This window comes from Pseudaminobacter soli (ex Li et al. 2025) (assembly GCF_003012705.1).
Taxonomy (GTDB): Bacteria; Pseudomonadota; Alphaproteobacteria; order Rhizobiales; family Rhizobiaceae; genus Pseudaminobacter; species Pseudaminobacter soli.
On record NZ_PXYL01000006.1, the window covers coordinates 137,866 to 156,155 of the forward strand.

Sequence of the window (18,290 nt, forward strand, 5' to 3'; positions counted from 1 at the left end):
GGATGGTGCGCATCAAGCGTTCAACCGTCGTCGGCATTGTTGCGGTCGCGCTTCCCATTGCACTCATAGCGGTCTTGGCCGCCCTTTTCTTGCCAGGCAGTGGCCAGCGTCTCGTGACGCTGTTTCTCATCAACCTGATCGCCGTTCTCGGCTTCGGCATCTACAGCGGCAATTCCGGCATCATGTCCTTCGGCCATGTGGGCTTCATGGCGCTCGGCGCCTATGCCTCCGGCCTTTTGACGATGAACCCGGTGGTGCAGAAGACGGCGCTGCCGCATCTGCCGGAATGGCTCGCGGGCTGGGGCATGTCCTTTCCGCTCGCGCTTCTCGTTGCCATTCTCGTGGTGGCGGTGGTGGCCGTCGTCATCGGCGTGCCCGTGGCGCGCCTAGGCGGCTCCTCTGCCTCAATCTGTACGCTCGGCTTCCTGGTGATCGTGCATGTGGTGCTGGTGGCGTCGGCCGATATCACGCGCGGCAGCCAGACATTCTTTGGCGTGCCGCGCGCGGTCGACATCTGGGTGGCGCTGCCATGTGCGCTATTGGCGGTCGCCATTGCCCGCATCTACCGGGACTCCAATTCCGGGCTGAAGCTGCGCGCCTCGCGCGAGGACGAGATCGCGTCGACCGCGGTCGGCGTCAATGTGCGCCTGCATCGCTTCTGCGCCTGGGTTCTGGGCGCGATGCTGGCGGGAGCGGCGGGCGCCCTGTTCGCCCATTTCCTGGGCGCCTTCTCGCCGAAGGATTTCTACTTCAACCTGACCTTCATGCTGCTTGCCATGCTCATCCTGGGCGGCATCTCGACGGTTTCCGGCGCGGTGGTCGGGACGGCAACCATCATGCTCATCGTCGAAGTGCTGCGGAAGTTCGAAGGCGGAGTCGACCTGGGCTTCCTCAGCCTGCCGACCGTCTTCGGCCTCACTGATATCGGTATCGGCCTGGCGATCCTCATCGTCATGTATCGTCTGCAAGACGGCCTCATGGGCGTGCGAGAGATCGACGAAAAGCTTCCTTTCCTGCGCCGCCTGGGCGGGCAGGCGAAAGCCGCCGAAGTTCCGGCCGCGGCCGCGCCGGATCGCGACACCTCGCTCAAGGTCGACAATGTGGGTCGTCGTTTCGCGGGCCTCGTCGCCCTTGAAAATGCCAGCTTCGATATTGTCCCCGGCCGGGTGACAGGCCTGATCGGCCCCAACGGGGCGGGCAAGTCCACACTTATCAATTGCGTTTCCGGTGTCGTGCCGGCCTCTTCGGGCAAGGTGCTGATCGACGGACGCGACGTCGTGTCCATGCCGACCTACACCGTGCCGAAGGCCGGCCTCGGACGTACCTTCCAGAATATCCGCCTGTTCAGGAACCTGACCGTGCTGGAGAACGTGACCGTCGCCGCAAGCGCGGTCGCCGCTGCGGGCGAGGACGCCGAAGCGCTCGCTCTCTGCTATCTGGCCGAAGTGGGGCTCGCCGATTTTGCGGACCGTCTTGCCGGGACGCTTTCCTATGGCGCGCAGCGCCGGCTGGAGATCGCACGCGCATTGGCGCTCAAGCCGCGCTACCTGCTGCTCGACGAGCCCGCGGCCGGCATGAATCCCGCCGAAACGCAGGAATTGATGCAGGTGCTCGACAGCATCCGCCACAAATACAAGCTCGGCCTGCTGGTCGTGGAGCACGATCTGAAGCTGATCATGCGGCTTTGCGATGTGGTCGTCGTGCTCAACAAGGGCCAGCAGATCGCCATGGGCACGCCCGCCGAAATCCAGGCCAATCCCGCCGTTGTCGAAGCCTATATCGGCCGCAAGCGTTCGGGAAAGCCGGCCACCGCCTCACAAAACGAGCCTTCCGCCGCCGCACTTCAGCCGCATGCGGCTGGCGGGCTTGCATGAATAACCAAAAGGGAACGACAAACATGAAGATGGTTCTGAAAGTTGCGAGCCTTGCGGCTCTTCTTGCGGGCACCGCTTTCCCGGCCATGGCGGAGGATCTGCTGGTGGGACTGGCGACGGCACAGACGGGCGGCCTGGCGCCCTACGACCAGCCGTCGCTGAAGGGCCTGCAGATGGCGGTGGATGAGATCAACGCCAAGGGCGGCATCGCCGGCAAGTATCCGATCAAGCTCGTGGCGAAGGACACCCGCTCCGACGCGGCCCAGACCGCGCTCGTGGCGCAGGAACTCGTCGATGATGGCATCAAGATCCTGATCACGCCCTGCGACGCCGATCCTTCGATCGCGGCAGGTCAGATCACGCAAGCTGCCCAGATCCCGACCTTCTCCTTCTGCGCCACCACGCCGACCATGACGCTGGCGGTGGGCGACTACATGTTCGGCAACTATCCGGCCGACAACGTGCAGGCGGCCGTGCTTGCCAAATATGCCAGGGAAAAAGGCTACCAGAAGGCCTATGTCCTGAAGTCGCCCGACACCGCATACACGCTGAAGCTGCCGGAATATTTCGCCACTGCCTTCAAGGCCAAGGGCGGCGAAGTTCTTGGCGAGGGCACTTTCAGCATGGGCCAGCAGGATTTCAGCGCCGAGGTCACCAAGATCAAGGCGCTCGATCCCGCGCCGGACGTCATCATGACGGCGGCCTATGAACCGGATTTCCCCGCCTTCATCCGCCAGCTGCGCGGTGCGGGCGTCAATACGCCGATCCTCGGCAGCGACGGCATCGACTCGCCCACCACCTTCGGCCTCGGCTCGCTGGTCGATGGCGTGGTCTTCACCACGGCCGGTTTCGCCACCGAGGGAAGCCCGCTCGCTGCCTTCAACGCCAAGTACAAGGAGAAGTTCGGGCAGGACCCGGACACGGTCTACATCGCCAACGGCTACGATCTTGGCAAGGTGATCGATGCCGCGGTCACCAAAGCCGACAGCACCGAGGCCCCGGCGATCCGCGATGCCATTGCTTCGCTCGAAGGCGTCGAGGGCGTCACCGGCTCCATCAGCTATGCCGGCACGCAGGGCATGCCGTTGCGCTCGGTCGCTCTCGTCCGCATCGACGGCGGCAACCGCTCGCTGGTCGGGCAGGGCGTGCCCGACGCGGCCGACGTTCCTGCTCCCTGATCGTCTCTTCCCCTTCCTGCGCCGCGGGAGGGGGCCTCCAACCGGTGATTGACGGCAGGGACTTGCCTGATGAATGCGAACCAGAATTCCGCGACGGCTCCCTTGCTGGAAGTGAAGGGCCTGCGTGTCGCCTATGGCCCGGTAGAAGCTCTGAAAGGCGTCGATCTCGTCGTCCCGAAGGGCCGGATCGTAACGCTGCTTGGCGCGAATGGGGCGGGCAAAAGCTCCACCCTCAACGCGCTTGTCGGCCTCGCTCCGAAAAAGGCGGGCAGCGTCCTCTTTGGCGGACGCGACATTTCGGGCCTCGCGCCGGAACAGATCGTGCGCATGGGCATGACCCTGACCCCAGAGGGGCGCAGGATTTTCCCGAGCCTCAGCGTCGACGAAAATCTGCTGCTCGGCGGGGCCGTGCATAGCGCGCGCGGCGCCATCGGCGAAGTTCGCGAAGACATGCTGAGCCGGTTTCCGATCCTGAAGGAGCGCCTGCACCAGAAGGCGGGTTCGCTGTCGGGCGGCGAACAGCAGATGTTGGCCATCGCGCGCTCCATGATGTCCTCGCCCGATCTGCTTTTGCTCGACGAGCCTTCGCTTGGTCTCGCACCGCAGGTGGTCGACATGATCTTCGAACTCATCGCGGGGCTGCGCGCGCAGGGCCTCACCATTCTGCTGGTCGAGCAGAACGTCTCGTTGTCGCTCGAAATCGCCGATGCGGGCTATGTGATGGCCAACGGCAAGATCGTGCTTTCGGGCACGGCGGCGGAGCTGCGCGATTCCAGCGAAATTCAGGGCGCCTATCTCGGCGCGTGACGGCAGGGCCAAGGAAAGAAGAGCCGGAACATGGATATTTTCCTGCAACAACTGGTCAATGCGCTCAGCCTTGGCGGCACCTATGCCCTGCTGGCGCTCGGCCTTGCCGTGGTGTTTTCGATCATGGGGCTGATCAATTTCGCTCATGGCGAGCTAATGACAGCCGCGGGCTACGGCATGTGCTTTGCGCTGATCGCCGGCTTGCCCTTCGGCGTGGCTGTGATCGTCGCCATTGTCGTGGCAGTCGTGCTGGTGCTCTTGATGGAGCGGATCGCCTTCCGGCCCGTGCGTGGCGCAAGCGGCACGACGCTGCTTCTGACGAGCTTTGCCGTCAGCGCCATCTTGCGCGTGTTGTTCCAGAATTTTGTCTCGGCCCGGCCCAAGCCCGTGCCCATGCCGATGAGCCTTTCGGGGACGATTGAGATCGCCGGTCTGCATATCGGCATCATCCAGGCCATTTCGATCCTCATGACAGTCGTCATGCTGGTCGGGCTCAACATCTTCCTGCGTACGACTGTTCTGGGCCGCGCGATGCGCGCCGCCTCGGAAGACTTTGCCATCGTCAGGCTGATGGGAATTCGCGCCAACGCAGTCGTCGCCACCGCATTCGCCATCTCGGGCCTGCTTGCCGGCGTGGCAGGCGTGCTCTGGGTGGCGCAGCGCGGCAGCGTCGATCCCTTGATGGGCTTCCTGCCGGTGCTCAAGGCGTTCATCGCGGCCATCATCGGCGGCCTGGGCAGCCTGTCTGGCGCGGTGGCAGGCGGCTTCCTGCTCGGCTTCATCGAAGTCCTGCTGCAGGCCTATCTCCCCGAGAACCTGCTTGGCTACCGCGATGCCTTCACCATCCTGCTGGTCATCGGCGTGCTGCTCTTTGCACCGCAAGGCCTGCTCGCCCGAAAGGTCGCGCTGAAACTCTGAACAGAACGGGGTAGTTGGCTGACCGCCCGCGAAGAGCTGTCAGCTCTCCTGGGCGAGATCGCCCGGCTCGTGCGGGACGGCGTGGAACAGCTTGCCGGGCAGGTTGATCTCGATGTCCATACGTCCCGCGGTCCAGGTGCGGCTGTAGCTTCCTCGCAATTGCGATTTGATCGTGAGATCCAGGAGCTTCGAGCCAAACCCGGTGGCGGTGATGCCTGGTGGGTCATTCGGCCGGGAGACCTTCTCTGTCCACTTGATGCGCAACTCATCGATGTCGCGCCTGATGTGGACCTCCAGCATGCCAGTCGGGTCACCCAAGGCGCCGTGCTTGACCGAATTCGTTGCCAGTTCATGGAAAACGAGGGCAAGGGGGGTCACAATCCCGGTATCGACGAAAGCGTCGTCGCCGTAGATGGCAAATCGGCTGTCCGCATCGCCCTGATAGGGGCTGAGCAGCACTGCGATCAGTTCCCTTAGCGAAGTAAGCTTGCCGGCGGCGGCGGAAGACGCGCTGCCGGTCCAAATAAGACCTTGCGCTTGCTGCAATGCCACAAGCCGATCCCTCAGCGTCTTCGCAAGCGGCCTCATTGAAGGATTGTCCCGCACGGACAGGCTGACCAACCCGTTGACCAATGCGAACAGGTTCTTGATCCGATGCTCGAGCTCATTGGAAACGATCTCGCGCTCGGCGGCGAGATATCTGAGCTGGTCGAGAACCTCGTTCCTCGTCGCCGTCGTGGTCGAGATGATGAGCGGGCCCAATGTGATGAGCGCACCGCCCATGCTGATCGACAGGACCGTCGATTGGCTGAGATTCGAGACGTCGATATAGCCCATTGTCGTCGCGATGACCGCCCATGCGCAGAACGCGAATGTCAGCAACGCCGTGAGGAAAACGCGATAGGAAATCGCGCACCAGAGTAGAGCCGGGACCGGGAAGGCGAAGGCGGCCATTCCTCCAAAAAATATGCCTACAACAGCCGAGAGCGCCAGGACGATGATCGGCGCCTGATCGTGTAGGGTCAAGGGCAGTTGCCGCGCCCAATGACGATCCTCTGGGAAAGCCAGGATCATTGGCAAGAAGGCAAGCTGGTTCAAAAGCTCGACCGAAAACCAATACCGAAAAGCGCTGACAGTCGGCGGGGTACTGAACACTGGGCCGTTCAGGACCGAGCCCGCGATCCCGGCGTAAAGGGATGCGGGCACCACGGCGGCAAGAAGGTATAGGATTGAGGTCGGGCGCTCCAGCCGCTGGTCTGACCGGTCGAAGCTGGAGAGGAGGACGTAGCCGATGGCGACGACGCCGAAACTATATATTGCTAACCCTGCGTCTACGGCAGGCCCATAACCGACTGCCGCAATGGCGATCGCGAAGCCGAGAAGACAAGCGATCCAGCCCGGAGGCCGTGCCAACAAGGGAAAGCGCACGAGCATGCCCAGCATGAACGCGTTGGCCGGCCAGACAAGCGACAGGATGATGTTGTTTTCCGTGTAGACGCCGAGAGTGAAGAGTGCCGAATAGGCACCGCCAAACACGAGGTAATAAAGCCAGGCTCGGTTCGGGGTGAGTAGCCTCTTCGCTTTGTCGTCGACTTCACCGGCACTGAGCATGATCCACCATCCCAGGGCTACGCATCCCAGGCATCGTTGGGCCAACTGGAAGGTAACCACCAATGCCTCTTGTCGACAAGCAGAGACAGCATTTCGGGTCGCTGCGACGCGCGGCTTTCGCGCCTAACGCCTGTTGAAACACCGCCGAGCCCGCGAGGCCTCGTGGCCTAGCAGATTGACGCTGCTGTCGCCCTTCAGCTTGCCCCCACCGATGTCTAAGGTGCTGCGTCGTCAAAGCAAATGAGATTTCCAATGCCCCTGTCGCCGGTCCCGGTCTTTGAAGCCACGAGTGAAATTCCAGCGGATGCCTCGGTAATTGTGGTCCTCAAGGCGGGGCAACAGGGATTGGGACAAAGGGCGGCCGCGCTCGATGCAGCCACTAATGGCGCGCTGACCCGTGCATGCGCCAGTCCGCGGTTTTCCGGCGCCAATGGAGAATGCCTCGATATTCTGGCGCCGGCCTCCCTTTCGGCGCGGCGGGTGGTCGTGCTGGGGGTTGGCGAAGGGGCGACCGTAAGTGCGCTGTCCGCGATGCGTGCTGGCGGAGCGCTGGCGGCTCATCTCGAAGAGGAACGGGAAGGGGATGCCGTCATCGTGTTCGACACGATCGAGGGTAGCGCCATCCAGCCTGCGGAGTTGCTGGCGCGTCTTGCGCTCGGCATGCGCCTGCGGCGCTACCGCTTCGATCTTCGACGCCAGCGCAAGGGCGCGGAAGCCGAAGCGGCTTGGCGCATTCGCCTGGTCGGCGTTTCGGAGCAGGACCTTTCTCTGCATATGGCTCGTATCGACGCCATTGCCGAGGGTGTAGAGCTTACCCGCACATTGGTGAACCTGCCGGCCAATCACCTTCATCCGGACAGCTTTGCCGAGCATCTCGGACCGCTTCGCGACGCAGGTGTAGAGATCGAAGTGCTCGAAGAGGCCGAGCTTAAACGGCTTGGCATGAACGCGCTGCTGGCGGTCGGTTCGGCATCTGCCCATCCCCCTCGTGTCATCGCTCTGCGATATCGCGGTCCAGGCTCGGCCGATACGCCGCTGGCCTTCGTCGGCAAGGGCATCTGCTTCGATTCAGGCGGGCTATGCGCCAAGAACGGCCCTCAGATGTTCGACATGAAGGGCGACATGGCCGGGGCGGCCACGGTTGCGGGCCTCATCTTGTCGCTGGCGCGGCAGGGCAGCCCGGTCCATGCGGTCGGCGTGCTGGGCATTGCCGAAAATCTCCCCTCGGGCAAGGCGTTCAAATCGGGCGACATCATCACCACACTGTCGGGCCAGACCGTGGAGGTCTTCGATACCGATTGCGAGGGCCGACTGCTGCTGGCCGATTGCCTCCACTATGCCGCTACCCGTTTCCAGCCTGCTGCGATCGTGGACCTTGCTACGCTGACCTATTCGGTGACGCGCGGCCTCGGCAAGATTTTCGCGGGGCTTTTCGGCAATGACGACGCCATCGCGGCGGGCATCATGGCGGCCGGCGAGACGGTCGGCGAACGCTTCTGGCGCATGCCTCTCGACCGTGCCTATGACGAAGAACTGCAGTCGCCATTCGCCGACCTACGGCACCACGCCAAGGATCTCGAAGCGGGCGACGCGCCATATGCCGCGGCGTTCCTTCGGCATTTCACCGAGGATCGTCCCTGGGTGCATCTCGACATTGCGGGGCAGGAATTCACCGAGGCCGACCGGCCGTACTGCCGGCAGGGCGCGACGGGCTACGGCGTGCAGATGCTGGAAGAGTGGGTCACGCGGACAAAACAGTTGTGACCCCGGACAGCACTGTATAGCTTGCTTGAATGCCGGGGAGGGGCATGTCTTGATCAGCAGTATGGAAGGGCGCGCCGGCTTTGGCGCCTACGAAACCTGGTATCGAATTTCGGGTGACCTGGAGGCCGGCAAGACGCCGGTATTTATCCTGCACGGCGGCCCCGGCGTCGCGCACAACTACGTCGACTCCTACAAGCATCTGGCCCTCCAGGGCCGGCCTGTCATCCACTACGACCAGCTGGGTTGCGGCAACTCCACTCTGCTACCCGACAAAGGGGCCGATTTCTGGACGCCCCAGCTTTTCATCGATGAGCTGAACAACCTTGTCGATCACCTCGGCATGCGGTCGGGCTTTCATGTGCTTGGCCAGAGCTGGGGTGGCATGCTGGGTGCCGAATATGCGGTAACGCGGCCGGATGGGCTGCAATCGCTAGTCATTGCCAACTCGCCCGCTTCGATGAAGCTGTGGGTCGAGGAAGCCAACCGGCTGCGCGCCGATCTGCCCAAGGACGTGCAGGAAACACTTACCCGCCACGAGCAGGCCGGCACTACGGATCATCCCGACTACCAGAAGGCGACCATGGATTTCTATGAGCGCCACGTCTGCCGCGTGGTGCCGTTTCCGCCGGAAGTCTCCGAGAGCTTCGAGCAGGTGGCGCGCAACCCCACCGTCTACAACGTCATGAACGGTCCGAACGAATTCTTCGTCATCGGCACGTTGAAGAGCTGGAGCATCATCGACCGGCTGCCGGTGGTGAATGTGCCCACCCTGATCATTTCTGGTCGCCACGACGAGGCGACGCCTGCGACCGTGCAGCCCTACAAGGACGGCATCGAGGGATCGCGCTGGGAGATATTCGAACAGTCTAGCCACATGCCGCATGTGGAAGAACAAGAAAGATGCATGCAAGTCGTGGGCGCGTTCCTCGACGAGCATGACAATTGACAACAAGGGGAACTTCTATGAAGAAACTGCTTCTGGCCGCATCGGCCGCGTCATTGCTCGCCTGCGGGTCGCTCTCGGCAGCCCACGCAGACAATATGCAGGAGCACCGCGGCGGCACTTTGCGCCTGCTGGCCCGTTCGGCCGCCGGCACACTGGACCCGCACATCAACTACACCCTGCAATACTGGCAGGTTTTCCAGCCGCTTTATGACGGCCTGGTCGCCTTCAGGAAGGCGGACGGAAAGGACGGCTTCAAGATCGTCGCCGACATTGCGGAGGACATGCCGCAGGTCAGTGACGACGGCAAGACCTTCACCTTCAAGATCCGCAAGGGCATCAAGTTCTCCAACGGCGATGAGCTGGGCGTGAAGGACGTGGTCGCGTCGTTCCAGCGCATCTTCAAGGTTTCCGGGCCGACCTCGGGCACCTTCTATGCGGGCATTGTCGGGGCCGATAAATGCCTGGCCGAGACAAGCACCTGTACGCTGGAGGGCGGCGTCGTCGGTGACGAGGCTGCAGGCACGGTAACGATCAATATCACCAAGCCGGATGCCGAATTCCTCGACAAGCTTGCCATGCCGCATGCAGTCATCCTGCCGGCGGATACGCCGACGGAAGACGTCGGCTCCAAGCCCATTCCGAGCACCGGCGCCTACATGATCTCTGCCTACGATCCGAACAAAGGAATGACGATGGAGCGCAACCCCCACTTCAAGCAGTGGAGCGAGGAGGCGCAGCCGGACGGCTATCCCGATGTCGTGCAGTATGATTTCGGCCTCACCGAGGAAGCGGCGGTCACCGCGATCCAGAAGGGCGAGGCGGACTGGATGTATGACCAGCCGCCGACCGACCGACTGGTCGAGCTCGGTACGAAATACATGGACCAGGTGCATATCTCGCCGCTGACGGCGTGGTGGTATGCCCCGCTCAACACCAACCTTGCGCCCTTCGACAATGAGAAGGCCCGCCAGGCGGTCGCCTATGCGGTCGACCGCAACACGCTGGTCAACCTCTTCGGCGGCAAAGTGCTGGGCTCGCCTGTCTGCCAGGTGCTGCCGCCGGACTTCCCCGGCCACGTGGACTATTGCCCGTTCACCAAGAACCCCGGCGCCAAGTGGTCGGCGGCCGATCTCGACAAGGCCAAGCAGTTGGTTGAGGAGTCGGGCACCAAGGGCCAGAAGGTCACGGTCATCGTCGAGGATACCGCTGTGTCGCGCTCGATCGGCGTCTATCTGCAAAGCGTGCTGACCAGCATCGGCTACCAGGCCGACGTGAAGCCGATCTCGCCGAACCTGCAGTTCACCTACATCCAGAACACCAACAACAAGGTGCAGATGTCGGTGAGCCAGTGGTATCAGGACTACCCGGCCGCCTCGAACTTCCTGAACATCCTGTTCGGCTGCGACAGCTTCCGCGAAGGTTCGGACGCTTCCGTCAACATTTCCGGTTTCTGCGACAAGGGCATCGACGCCAAGATGAAGCAGGCCATGGACCTCGGCGTGACCGATCAGGACGCCGCCAACAAGCTCTGGTCCGAGGTCGACAAGGAGGTCACCGACAAGGCGGCCGCCGTAGCGCTGTTCACGCCCAAGCATGTGGACTTCGTCAGCAAGCGCCTGGGCAACTTCAAGTTCAACGCCCAGTTCTACTGGATCTTCACTCAGGCATGGGTGCAGTGACGCTCTGTTGACGGATTGCTTTCGTGTCGAGTGAAGTCGTAGCCGTGCCGCGCAAGGCGCGAGGGCCCTGGGCCCTCGCATTTGCGAAACTGATGAGAAACAGGGCAGCCATGGCTGCCCTTGCCATCTTCCTGCTCATAGTCTTTGCCTGCCTCAGCGCGCCGCTCTATGCGCGCTGGGCTGGCGTCGATCCCTTCCTGTCGACGCTGGATGCGGTGATTACCATCGACGGCCAGGACGTGCCGGTGATGGAGCAATCAACGGAGGGCCTGGGGCTCGGCTACACGCCGCTCGGGCCTACCTGGAGGCTCGGCAACTATTTCCTGGGTGCCGACAACCAAGGCCGGGACGTGATGGCCCGCATGCTCTATGGCGGCCTCAACTCTTTGCTGATCTCGAGCGCCGCAACCGTGTTGACCCTGATCCTCGGTACGGCAGCGGGCCTGATCGCCGGCTATTTCGGCGGCGTCACCGATACGGTGCTGTCGCGCTTTCTCGACATACTCTGGGCCTTTCCGATCTACCTTCTGGCGATCTCGCTTTCCATCGTCACCATCGCGGAGGGTATCTCGATCGGGCCGATTACGATCGAGTCGGGCAGCCTGTGGTTGCCCGTCATCATCATCGGCATCGTCTATGTGCCTTATGTAGCGCGGCCGATACGCGGGCAGGTGCTGGCGCTGCGCAACAGCGAATTCGTTATGGCCGCCATCAATCTCGGCGTGCCGGGGCCGAGAATTCTCTGGCGAGACATTCTACCCAACATCACCACAACACTCATCGTCTTCGTGCCTCTGATGATGGCGCTGAACATGCTGACGGAGTCGGCGCTGTCCTTCCTGTCGATCGGCGTGCAGCCGCCTGACGCTAGCTGGGGCACCATCATTCAGGACGGGCAGGCGCTGCTTTATACGCGTCCGCTGGTGGCGCTGGCGCCCGGCATCGCCATCGCCGTCTCGGTCATGGCGCTCAACGTCTTCGGCGACGGCCTGCGCGACGCGCTCGACCCCCGCTCCAAAGTCCGGCTGGGGCGCGACTGATGATTTATCCGATCCTGCGCCGCCTCGGTCAGATGCTGTTCGTGATGTTCGGCATCTCGGTCATCGTATTCCTGATTTTCTTTGCCACGCCCGGCGCCGATCCCGCGGCGCGCATCGCAGGCCGCAATGCGGCTCCGGAGGTGCTTGAGGCCGTACGCCACAGCTTCGGCTTCGACCGGCCGCTCTATGTGCAATATGCGCTGATGATGAAGAAGATCTTCATCACCGGCGACCTCACCTCCTTCGTCAATCGCGGCTGGAAGGTGGTACCGGCGGTACTGGATTCCATCCCGATCACGCTTTCGCTCGTCTTCGGGGCGGCTGTTTTGTGGGTGGTGTTTTCCATCATCATCGGCGTCGCCGCCGCCGCCACGCGCAACAGTTGGCTCGACAGGCTGCTGATGGCGCTTGGCCTGCTTGGCATCTCCATGCCGGTCTACTGGCTGGGCGAGGTGATGAACCTGATCACCCAGAGCCGCTACCACGACACCTGGCTGTTCTCCTGGGTGCCGCCGCTCGGCTACAAGAACTTTTCCGACGACCCGAAGGGCTGGTTCCTGACGCTGGTGATCCCATGGATCACGCTCGCCATCCTCTATATCGGCATCTACGGCCGCGTGCTCAGGGCGGCGATCATCGAATCTATGCAGGAAGACTATATCCGGACGGCTCGCGCCAAGGGCTTGTCGGAAACCCGCATCCTGCTGCGCCATGCCCTGCGCACGTCGCTCATCGCTTTCGTGACCCTGTTCGGGCTCGATTTCGGCGCGCTGGTGGGCGGCTCCGCGCTTTTGACCGAGGTCGTCTTCGGCCTGCAGGGCATCGGCAAGCTGACCTATGACGCGCTGCAGAGCCTCGACCTGCCGATGATCATGGCGACCGTAATGTACGCTTCCATGTTCGTGGTGATTGCCAATGCGGTGGTCGATTTCGTCTACATTCTCCTCGATCCGCGTGTGAAAACGTCATGATGCTCTCGGTGCGCGACCTCAAAGTGTCCTTCCGCACCGACGATGGCCTGGTACGGGCCATCGACGGCGTTTCCTTCGATCTCGAAGAGGGCGAAATCCTTGGCGTGGTCGGCGAATCCGGCTCGGGCAAGACCGTGTCGCTGCTGGCCGTCATGGGCTTGATCACCGACCCCAATGCGGTGATCGAGGGCTCGATCCGCTACAAGGGCCGCGAACTGGTCGGCCTTCCGGCGCGCGAACTGCGGCGCCTGCGCGGCAACGAGATCGCGATGATCTTTCAGGATCCGATGACGGCGCTGACGCCGGTCTATACGATCGGCTGGCAGATCGCCGAACAGATCCAGGCACACCAGCGTCTCAGCCGGTCGGCCGCGCTCGACCGGGTGGAGGAGCTTCTGGCGGAGGTGAATTTCCCGAACCCTCGGGAGGCCATGTCGCGCTATCCGCACCAGCTCTCGGGCGGCATGCGCCAGCGCGCGGTGATCGCGATGGCATTGTCCTGCAACCCGGCACTGCTGGTGGCCGATGAGCCCACCACGGCCCTCGACGTTACGGTGCAAGCCGGCATCCTCGACCTTGTTCGCAAGCTGCGCGCGACCCACAATTCGGCAGTGGTGTTCATCACGCACGACATGGGTGTGGTTTCCGAACTCGCCGACCGGGTCATGGTCATGTATGCCGGGCGCATCGTGGAGCGCGGTAGCCGCTCGGAACTCTTCAACGATCCGTCGCATCCCTATACGCGGGCGTTGCTCGGCTCGATCCCGCCATTGACCGGCGACAAACCCCGCCGCCTGCCGGCAATTCCAGGTTCGCCGCCATCGCTGCTGCGGCTGCCCAAGGGCTGCGCCTTCGGGCCACGCTGCCCGGCGCGCTATGAGCCCTGTGATGCGGGCAAGCCCGACCTCGCCGGAGGCAGCCACGCCGCTGCCTGTTTCCGGGTTGCGCAAGCATGAGCGAACAGATGACCGGAACGGACCAGCCCATTCTTGAAACGCGTGCGCTCAGCAAGCGCTTTTCCATCGGCACCCGCTTTTCGTCGGAAGGCCGGCGCGTGGTGCATGCCGTCGACAATGTTTCACTGACGGTGCGCCGCGGCGAAACCGTCGGCCTGGTGGGGGAGTCAGGCTGCGGTAAATCCACGCTGGCGCGCTGCCTGGTCAGGCTCTACGACATCACCGATGGCCAGCTCCTTTTCGATGGCGATGATATCACCGCAAAGTCGCTCGCCGAGCTGCGGCCCGTCCGCCGGCGCTTGCAGATGGTCTTTCAGGACCCGTCCGCGTCGCTCAATCCGCGCCGTCGGGTAGGGGATCTGGTTGCCGAGCCGCTGCGCGTCCACGCCAAGCTGACTTCCGCCGGTATTCGCGAACGGGTTGCCGAACTGTTCGATCTGGTCGGCCTGCTGCCTGATCATGTGGGACGCTACCCGCACGAATTTTCCGGCGGCCAGCGCCAGCGCGTCGGCATTGCGCGCGCCATTGCACTCAATCCCGACCTCGTCGTGCTGGACGAGCCCGTCTCGGCGCTCGACGTGTCGGTGCAGGCGCAGATCGTCAACCTGCTCGCCGATCTGCAGGACAAGCTGAAGCTTACCTACATCTTCATCGCCCACGACCTGTCTGTGGTGCGGCAGGTGTCGACGCGCATTGCGGTGATGTATCTGGGCTCGATCGTGGAAGAGGGGCCTTCGGAAGAGGTGTTCTCAGCGCCTGCGCACCCCTATAGCCAGGCTCTGATCTCGGCGGTGCCGGTGGTGGAGACGACGCCGAGCGGGCGCCGCAAGCGCATCATCCTGTCGGGCGATGTGCCAAGTCCGCTCAAGCCTCCTGCGGGCTGCCGCTTCCATCCGCGCTGCCCTGTCGCCAAGGACCGCTGCCGCACGGAACGCCCGGCACTGGTCGAGCACAAGTCCGGCCGGAAGGTCGCCTGCCATTTCCCGGCGAGCGTATGAAATTCGGTTGATTTAGACGGCCCTGGCGCGGCTGTGTAGGCGCGCCAGAGCCTTGTTGCGCCGAGATCAGGCGTGATCGAAGCGGTCGGCGTTCATCACCTTGGTCCAGGTCGCCACGAAGTCCTTCACGAACTTCTCCTTCGCGTCGGACGAGCCGTAGACTTCCGCGAGAGCGCGGAGCTGCGAATGCGAGCCGAAGATCAGGTCGACGCGGGTGCCGGTCCACTTGACCTCGCCGGTCTTGCGGTCACGCCCTTCGAACACGTCCTTGGCGTCCGAGACCGCCTTCCACTCCGTGCCCATGTCGAGCAGGTTCACGAAGAAGTCGTTGGTCAGCGTACCGGGCCGCGCGGTGAAGACACCATGCGTTGAGCCGCCGGCATTTGCGCCGAGCACGCGCAGGCCACCCAAGAGCACCGTCGCCTCAGGTGCCGTCAGCGTCAGCAGCTGCGCCCGATCGACCAGTGCCTCCTCCGGCGACAGGCGCTGCCTGCCGCTCAAGTAGTTGCGGAAGCCGTCGGCGGCCGGCTCGAGCGGAGCGAAGGAATGGACGTCGGTCTGCTCTTGCGAGGCGTCCATGCGACCCGGCGCGAAGGGAGCCTTCACGTCGTGCCCGGCATCCTTCGCGGCCTTCTCTACCGCGGCAGTACCGCCGAGAACGATCAGGTCCGCAAGCGAGATCTTTTTCCCACCGGACTGCGAGGCGTTGAACTCCTTTTGGATCGCTTCGAGTTTTTCCAGCACCTTCGCCAGTTCGGCCGGCTGGTTGACGTCCCAGTCCTTCTGCGGGGCAAGACGCACGCGCGCGCCGTTGGCACCGCCGCGCTTGTCCGAGCCGCGGAAGGTCGAGGCCGACGCCCAGGCCGTCGAGACCAGCTGCGACACCGACAGGCCGGACGCAAGGATCTTGGCCTTCAGGGCCGCGATGTCCTGCTCGTTCACCAGTTCATGATCGACGGCGGGGATCGGATCCTGCCAGATCAGAACTTCCTTGGGCACAAGCGGGCCGAGGTAACGTGCGATGGGGCCCATGTCGCGATGGGTCAGCTTGTACCAGGCCCGTGCGAACGCGTCTGCGAACTGATCGGGATTCTCCAGGAAGCGACGGGCGATCTTCTCATAGGCTGGATCGAAGCGCAGCGAGAGGTCGGTGGTCAGCATCGTCGGCGCATGACGCTTCGACGGGTCGTGCGCGTCCGGAATGGTGTTGGCGCCCATGCCATGCTTCGGCGTCCACTGATGCGCGCCGGCCGGGCTCTTGGTAAGCTCCCATTCGTAGCCGAACAGGTTCCACAGGAAGTTGTTGCTCCACTTGGTCGGCGTCGTGGTCCAGGTGACTTCCAGCCCGCTGCCGATCGCGTCACCACCCTTGCCAGTGCCGAAGCTGCTCTTCCAGCCGAGGCCCTGATGCTCGATGTCGGCGGCTTCCGGCTCCGGGCCCACCAGTGCTGCATCGCCGGCGCCGTGGGTCTTGCCGAAGCTGTGGCCGCCGGCGATCAGCGCGACGGTTTCCTCGTCGTTCATCGCCATGCGCGCGAAGGTTTCGCGGATATCCCGCGCGGCCGCAATCGGATCCGGGTTGCCGTTCGGCCCTTCGGGATTGACGTAGATCAGGCCCATCTGCACGGCGGCAAGAGGGTTTTCGAGGTCGCGGTCGCCGCTGTAGCGCTCGTCCGCCAGCCACTTGCCCTCGGCGCCCCAGTAGATGTCCTGCTCAGGCTCCCAGACGTCCTCGCGGCCGCCGGCGAAGCCGAAAGTCTTGAAGCCCATGGATTCGAGGGCGACGTTGCCGGTCAGGATCATCAGGTCGGCCCAGGAGATCTTGCGGCCATATTTCTGCTTGATCGGCCACAACAGCCGGCGCGCCTTGTCGAGGTTCACATTGTCCGGCCAGCTGTTGAGCGGGGCAAAACGCTGCTGGCCGGCTCCGGCGCCACCGCGACCATCGCCGATGCGATAGGTACCGGCGCTGTGCCAGGCCATGCGGATGAACAGCGGCCCGTAATGGCCGAAGTCGGCCGGCCACCAATCCTGCGAATCCGTCATCAGCGCCTTGAGGTCGGCGATAACCGCATCAAGGTCGAGGCTCTGGAATTCCTTGGCGTAATCGAACGCCTCGCCCATCGGATCGGCCAGGCTGGAGTGCTGGTGAAGAATTCCGAGGTTTACCTGGTTTGGCCACCACTCCCGATTTGTTCTGGCAGCAGGCGTGTGTGCAACTGGGCACTTGCCCGCGCTCTCTTCAGTCTTTGCGTCCATTTTTCTCTCCGGTGGTGGCTGGGTTGATCGAACTGTCCGTTGGATAGGGACCAGGGGTGCCTTTGAAGGCATCCGTTCGCCGCCGCGCGCTGACTAGGCACAGGACACGTTGAACGTCCCTATCGTTACGGGTTCCTGGCAAGGAGACCGTTCTGGAGCAAAACTAGCCTCAAGGGCGCCGGCCATCCGAACGATCCGGATATCGGCGATCCTCGCGCCCTGAGCGGGCGCAATACGAGGCGGTTGTGACATGAGCTCCTCCTCATCTCCGCCTCAAACCCTATACCAAAATCTCGCGATTAATTTAAGTTGGATTTACTGATCGCAGAGATAAGGTGAGGTTATGACAAATCTGACGCTCAAGCAGCTCCGCTATTTCGAGGCACTGGCACGACATAGCCACTTCGGGCGCGCAGCGGATGCCTGCGCGATTTCGCAGCCCGCCATGTCGGTGCAGATCCGGGAACTGGAGGAGACGCTTGGCACGGAGCTCTTCGAGAGAGGCGCAAGGCAGGTTCGGCTGACCGGCTTCGGAGAAGAATTTGCCCTGCGCGTCCGCGACATACTGCGTTCGGTCGACGAACTGGCAGATCTCGCGCGCGCCTCGCGGAACCGGCTGGTGGGGCGGTTGCGGATAGGCGTGATCCCGACGATCGCGCCCTACCTGCTACCGACCATAATCGGCAATCTCAGCCGCATGCATGAGGGGCTCGACATCCACGTGCGCGAGACGCTGACGCAGAAGCTCATTCAGGAGCTGGCGGATGGCCGGCTCGACACGGCCATCGTTGCCCTGCCGGTCTCCGAACCTTCATTGACCGAGGTTGCCTTGTTTGCCGAGGATTTCGTTCTGGTCCGGCCCGGCGAGGACGAGGGAAAGCCGGTGCCCAATCGCGAAATGCTTCGCGAGATGAGGCTGCTGCTTTTGGAAGAGGGGCATTGTTTTCGCGAGCAGGCCCTGTCGTTCTGTAACTTGCAATCGGCCCGGCCGCGGGAGTTGCTGGACGGCAGCTCCCTGTCCACGCTGGTCCAGATGGTCAGCGCTGGCATCGGCGTCACCTTGATCCCGGAGATGGCTGTCCCGGTGGAGACGCGCTCCGCGTCGGTGTCGGTCGCCCGCTTCAACAGTCCCCAGCCGTCACGAACGGTCGGCATGATCTGGCGCAAGGCAAGCCCCCTTGCGGAGCAGCTCCTGCAAATCTCCGAAGTGGTGCGTCAGTCGGCCGACGCCTTGCGCAAGCAGCATATCACAATGACGGCACCGAGCATGTCCTTGGCCTGACGCGAAG

Annotated in this window: 14 protein-coding genes; 12 read left to right on the top strand and 2 right to left on the bottom strand. The window is 63.2% G+C overall.

Going from position 1 to position 18,290, the window contains the following annotated elements:
* Positions 1 to 2 precede the first annotated feature (2 nt).
* From C7I85_RS13925 to C7I85_RS13940, 4 genes are all read left to right on the top strand, one after another.
* The gene (locus C7I85_RS13925; protein ID WP_106724595.1) at positions 3 to 1,874 is read left to right on the top strand and encodes a branched-chain amino acid ABC transporter ATP-binding protein/permease; all 1,872 of its coding nucleotides are present in this window, start codon (positions 3 to 5) and stop codon (positions 1,872 to 1,874) included.
* Positions 1,875 to 1,897: 23 nt separating this feature from the next.
* A complete protein-coding gene (locus tag C7I85_RS13930) occupies positions 1,898 to 3,052 on the top strand; it encodes an ABC transporter substrate-binding protein (protein ID WP_106724596.1) in 1,155 nt (384 codons plus the stop codon).
* Positions 3,053 to 3,121: 69 nt separating this feature from the next.
* Positions 3,122 to 3,859 carry an ABC transporter ATP-binding protein gene (locus C7I85_RS13935; protein ID WP_210203044.1) on the top strand — a complete coding sequence of 246 codons (738 nt, stop codon included), beginning with the start codon at positions 3,122 to 3,124 and terminating at the stop codon, positions 3,857 to 3,859.
* 30 nt (positions 3,860 to 3,889) lie between these two features.
* Positions 3,890 to 4,777, top strand: coding sequence for a branched-chain amino acid ABC transporter permease (locus tag C7I85_RS13940; RefSeq protein WP_181257177.1), 888 nt, complete (start codon positions 3,890 to 3,892; stop codon positions 4,775 to 4,777).
* Positions 4,778 to 4,816: 39 nt separating this feature from the next.
* On the opposite strand, the gene C7I85_RS13945 is transcribed toward C7I85_RS13940, so the two are convergent.
* Positions 4,817 to 6,448, bottom strand: a complete 1,632-nt coding sequence (locus tag C7I85_RS13945) for an HWE histidine kinase domain-containing protein (RefSeq protein ID WP_245444939.1) — start codon at positions 6,446 to 6,448, stop codon at positions 4,817 to 4,819.
* Between the two features lie 192 nt (positions 6,449 to 6,640).
* Between C7I85_RS13945 and C7I85_RS13950 the strand changes: the two genes are divergently transcribed.
* The 7 genes from C7I85_RS13950 (at position 6,641) to C7I85_RS13980 (ending at position 14,742) form a co-directional block, all read left to right on the top strand.
* Entirely contained in the window at positions 6,641 to 8,152 is a 1,512-nt protein-coding gene (locus C7I85_RS13950; RefSeq protein WP_106724598.1) for a leucyl aminopeptidase, read from the top strand.
* Positions 8,153 to 8,213: 61 nt separating this feature from the next.
* Positions 8,214 to 9,098, top strand: a complete 885-nt coding sequence (locus C7I85_RS13955; RefSeq protein ID WP_106724599.1) for a proline iminopeptidase-family hydrolase — start codon at positions 8,214 to 8,216, stop codon at positions 9,096 to 9,098.
* Positions 9,099 to 9,115: 17 nt separating this feature from the next.
* Positions 9,116 to 10,777: an ABC transporter substrate-binding protein gene (locus C7I85_RS13960; RefSeq protein WP_106724600.1), complete on the top strand. Its 1,662-nt coding sequence runs from the start codon at positions 9,116 to 9,118 to the stop codon at positions 10,775 to 10,777.
* 23 nt (positions 10,778 to 10,800) lie between these two features.
* Positions 10,801 to 11,817 carry an ABC transporter permease gene (locus tag C7I85_RS13965; protein WP_106724601.1) on the top strand — a complete coding sequence of 339 codons (1,017 nt, stop codon included), beginning with the start codon at positions 10,801 to 10,803 and terminating at the stop codon, positions 11,815 to 11,817.
* A complete protein-coding gene (locus C7I85_RS13970) occupies positions 11,817 to 12,788 on the top strand; it encodes an ABC transporter permease (RefSeq protein ID WP_106724602.1) in 972 nt (323 codons plus the stop codon). The genes C7I85_RS13965 and C7I85_RS13970 overlap by 1 nt, the downstream gene beginning before the upstream one ends.
* The gene (locus tag C7I85_RS13975) at positions 12,785 to 13,744 is read left to right on the top strand and encodes an ABC transporter ATP-binding protein (protein ID WP_106724603.1); all 960 of its coding nucleotides are present in this window, start codon (positions 12,785 to 12,787) and stop codon (positions 13,742 to 13,744) included. The genes C7I85_RS13970 and C7I85_RS13975 overlap by 4 nt, the downstream gene beginning before the upstream one ends.
* A complete protein-coding gene (locus C7I85_RS13980) occupies positions 13,741 to 14,742 on the top strand; it encodes an ABC transporter ATP-binding protein (RefSeq protein WP_428832857.1) in 1,002 nt (333 codons plus the stop codon). The genes C7I85_RS13975 and C7I85_RS13980 overlap by 4 nt, the downstream gene beginning before the upstream one ends.
* 66 nt (positions 14,743 to 14,808) lie before the next feature.
* Here C7I85_RS13980 and katG read toward each other — a convergent pair whose 3' ends face one another.
* Complete coding sequence (katG, locus tag C7I85_RS13985; protein WP_106724604.1) at positions 14,809 to 17,001, bottom strand: catalase/peroxidase HPI; 2,193 nt, start codon at positions 16,999 to 17,001, stop codon at positions 14,809 to 14,811.
* Positions 17,002 to 17,344: 343 nt separating this feature from the next.
* Here katG and C7I85_RS13990 point away from each other — a divergent pair, with 343 nt between their 5' ends.
* Positions 17,345 to 18,283, top strand: coding sequence for a hydrogen peroxide-inducible genes activator (locus C7I85_RS13990; protein ID WP_106724605.1), 939 nt, complete (start codon positions 17,345 to 17,347; stop codon positions 18,281 to 18,283).
* Positions 18,284 to 18,290 lie beyond the last annotated feature (7 nt).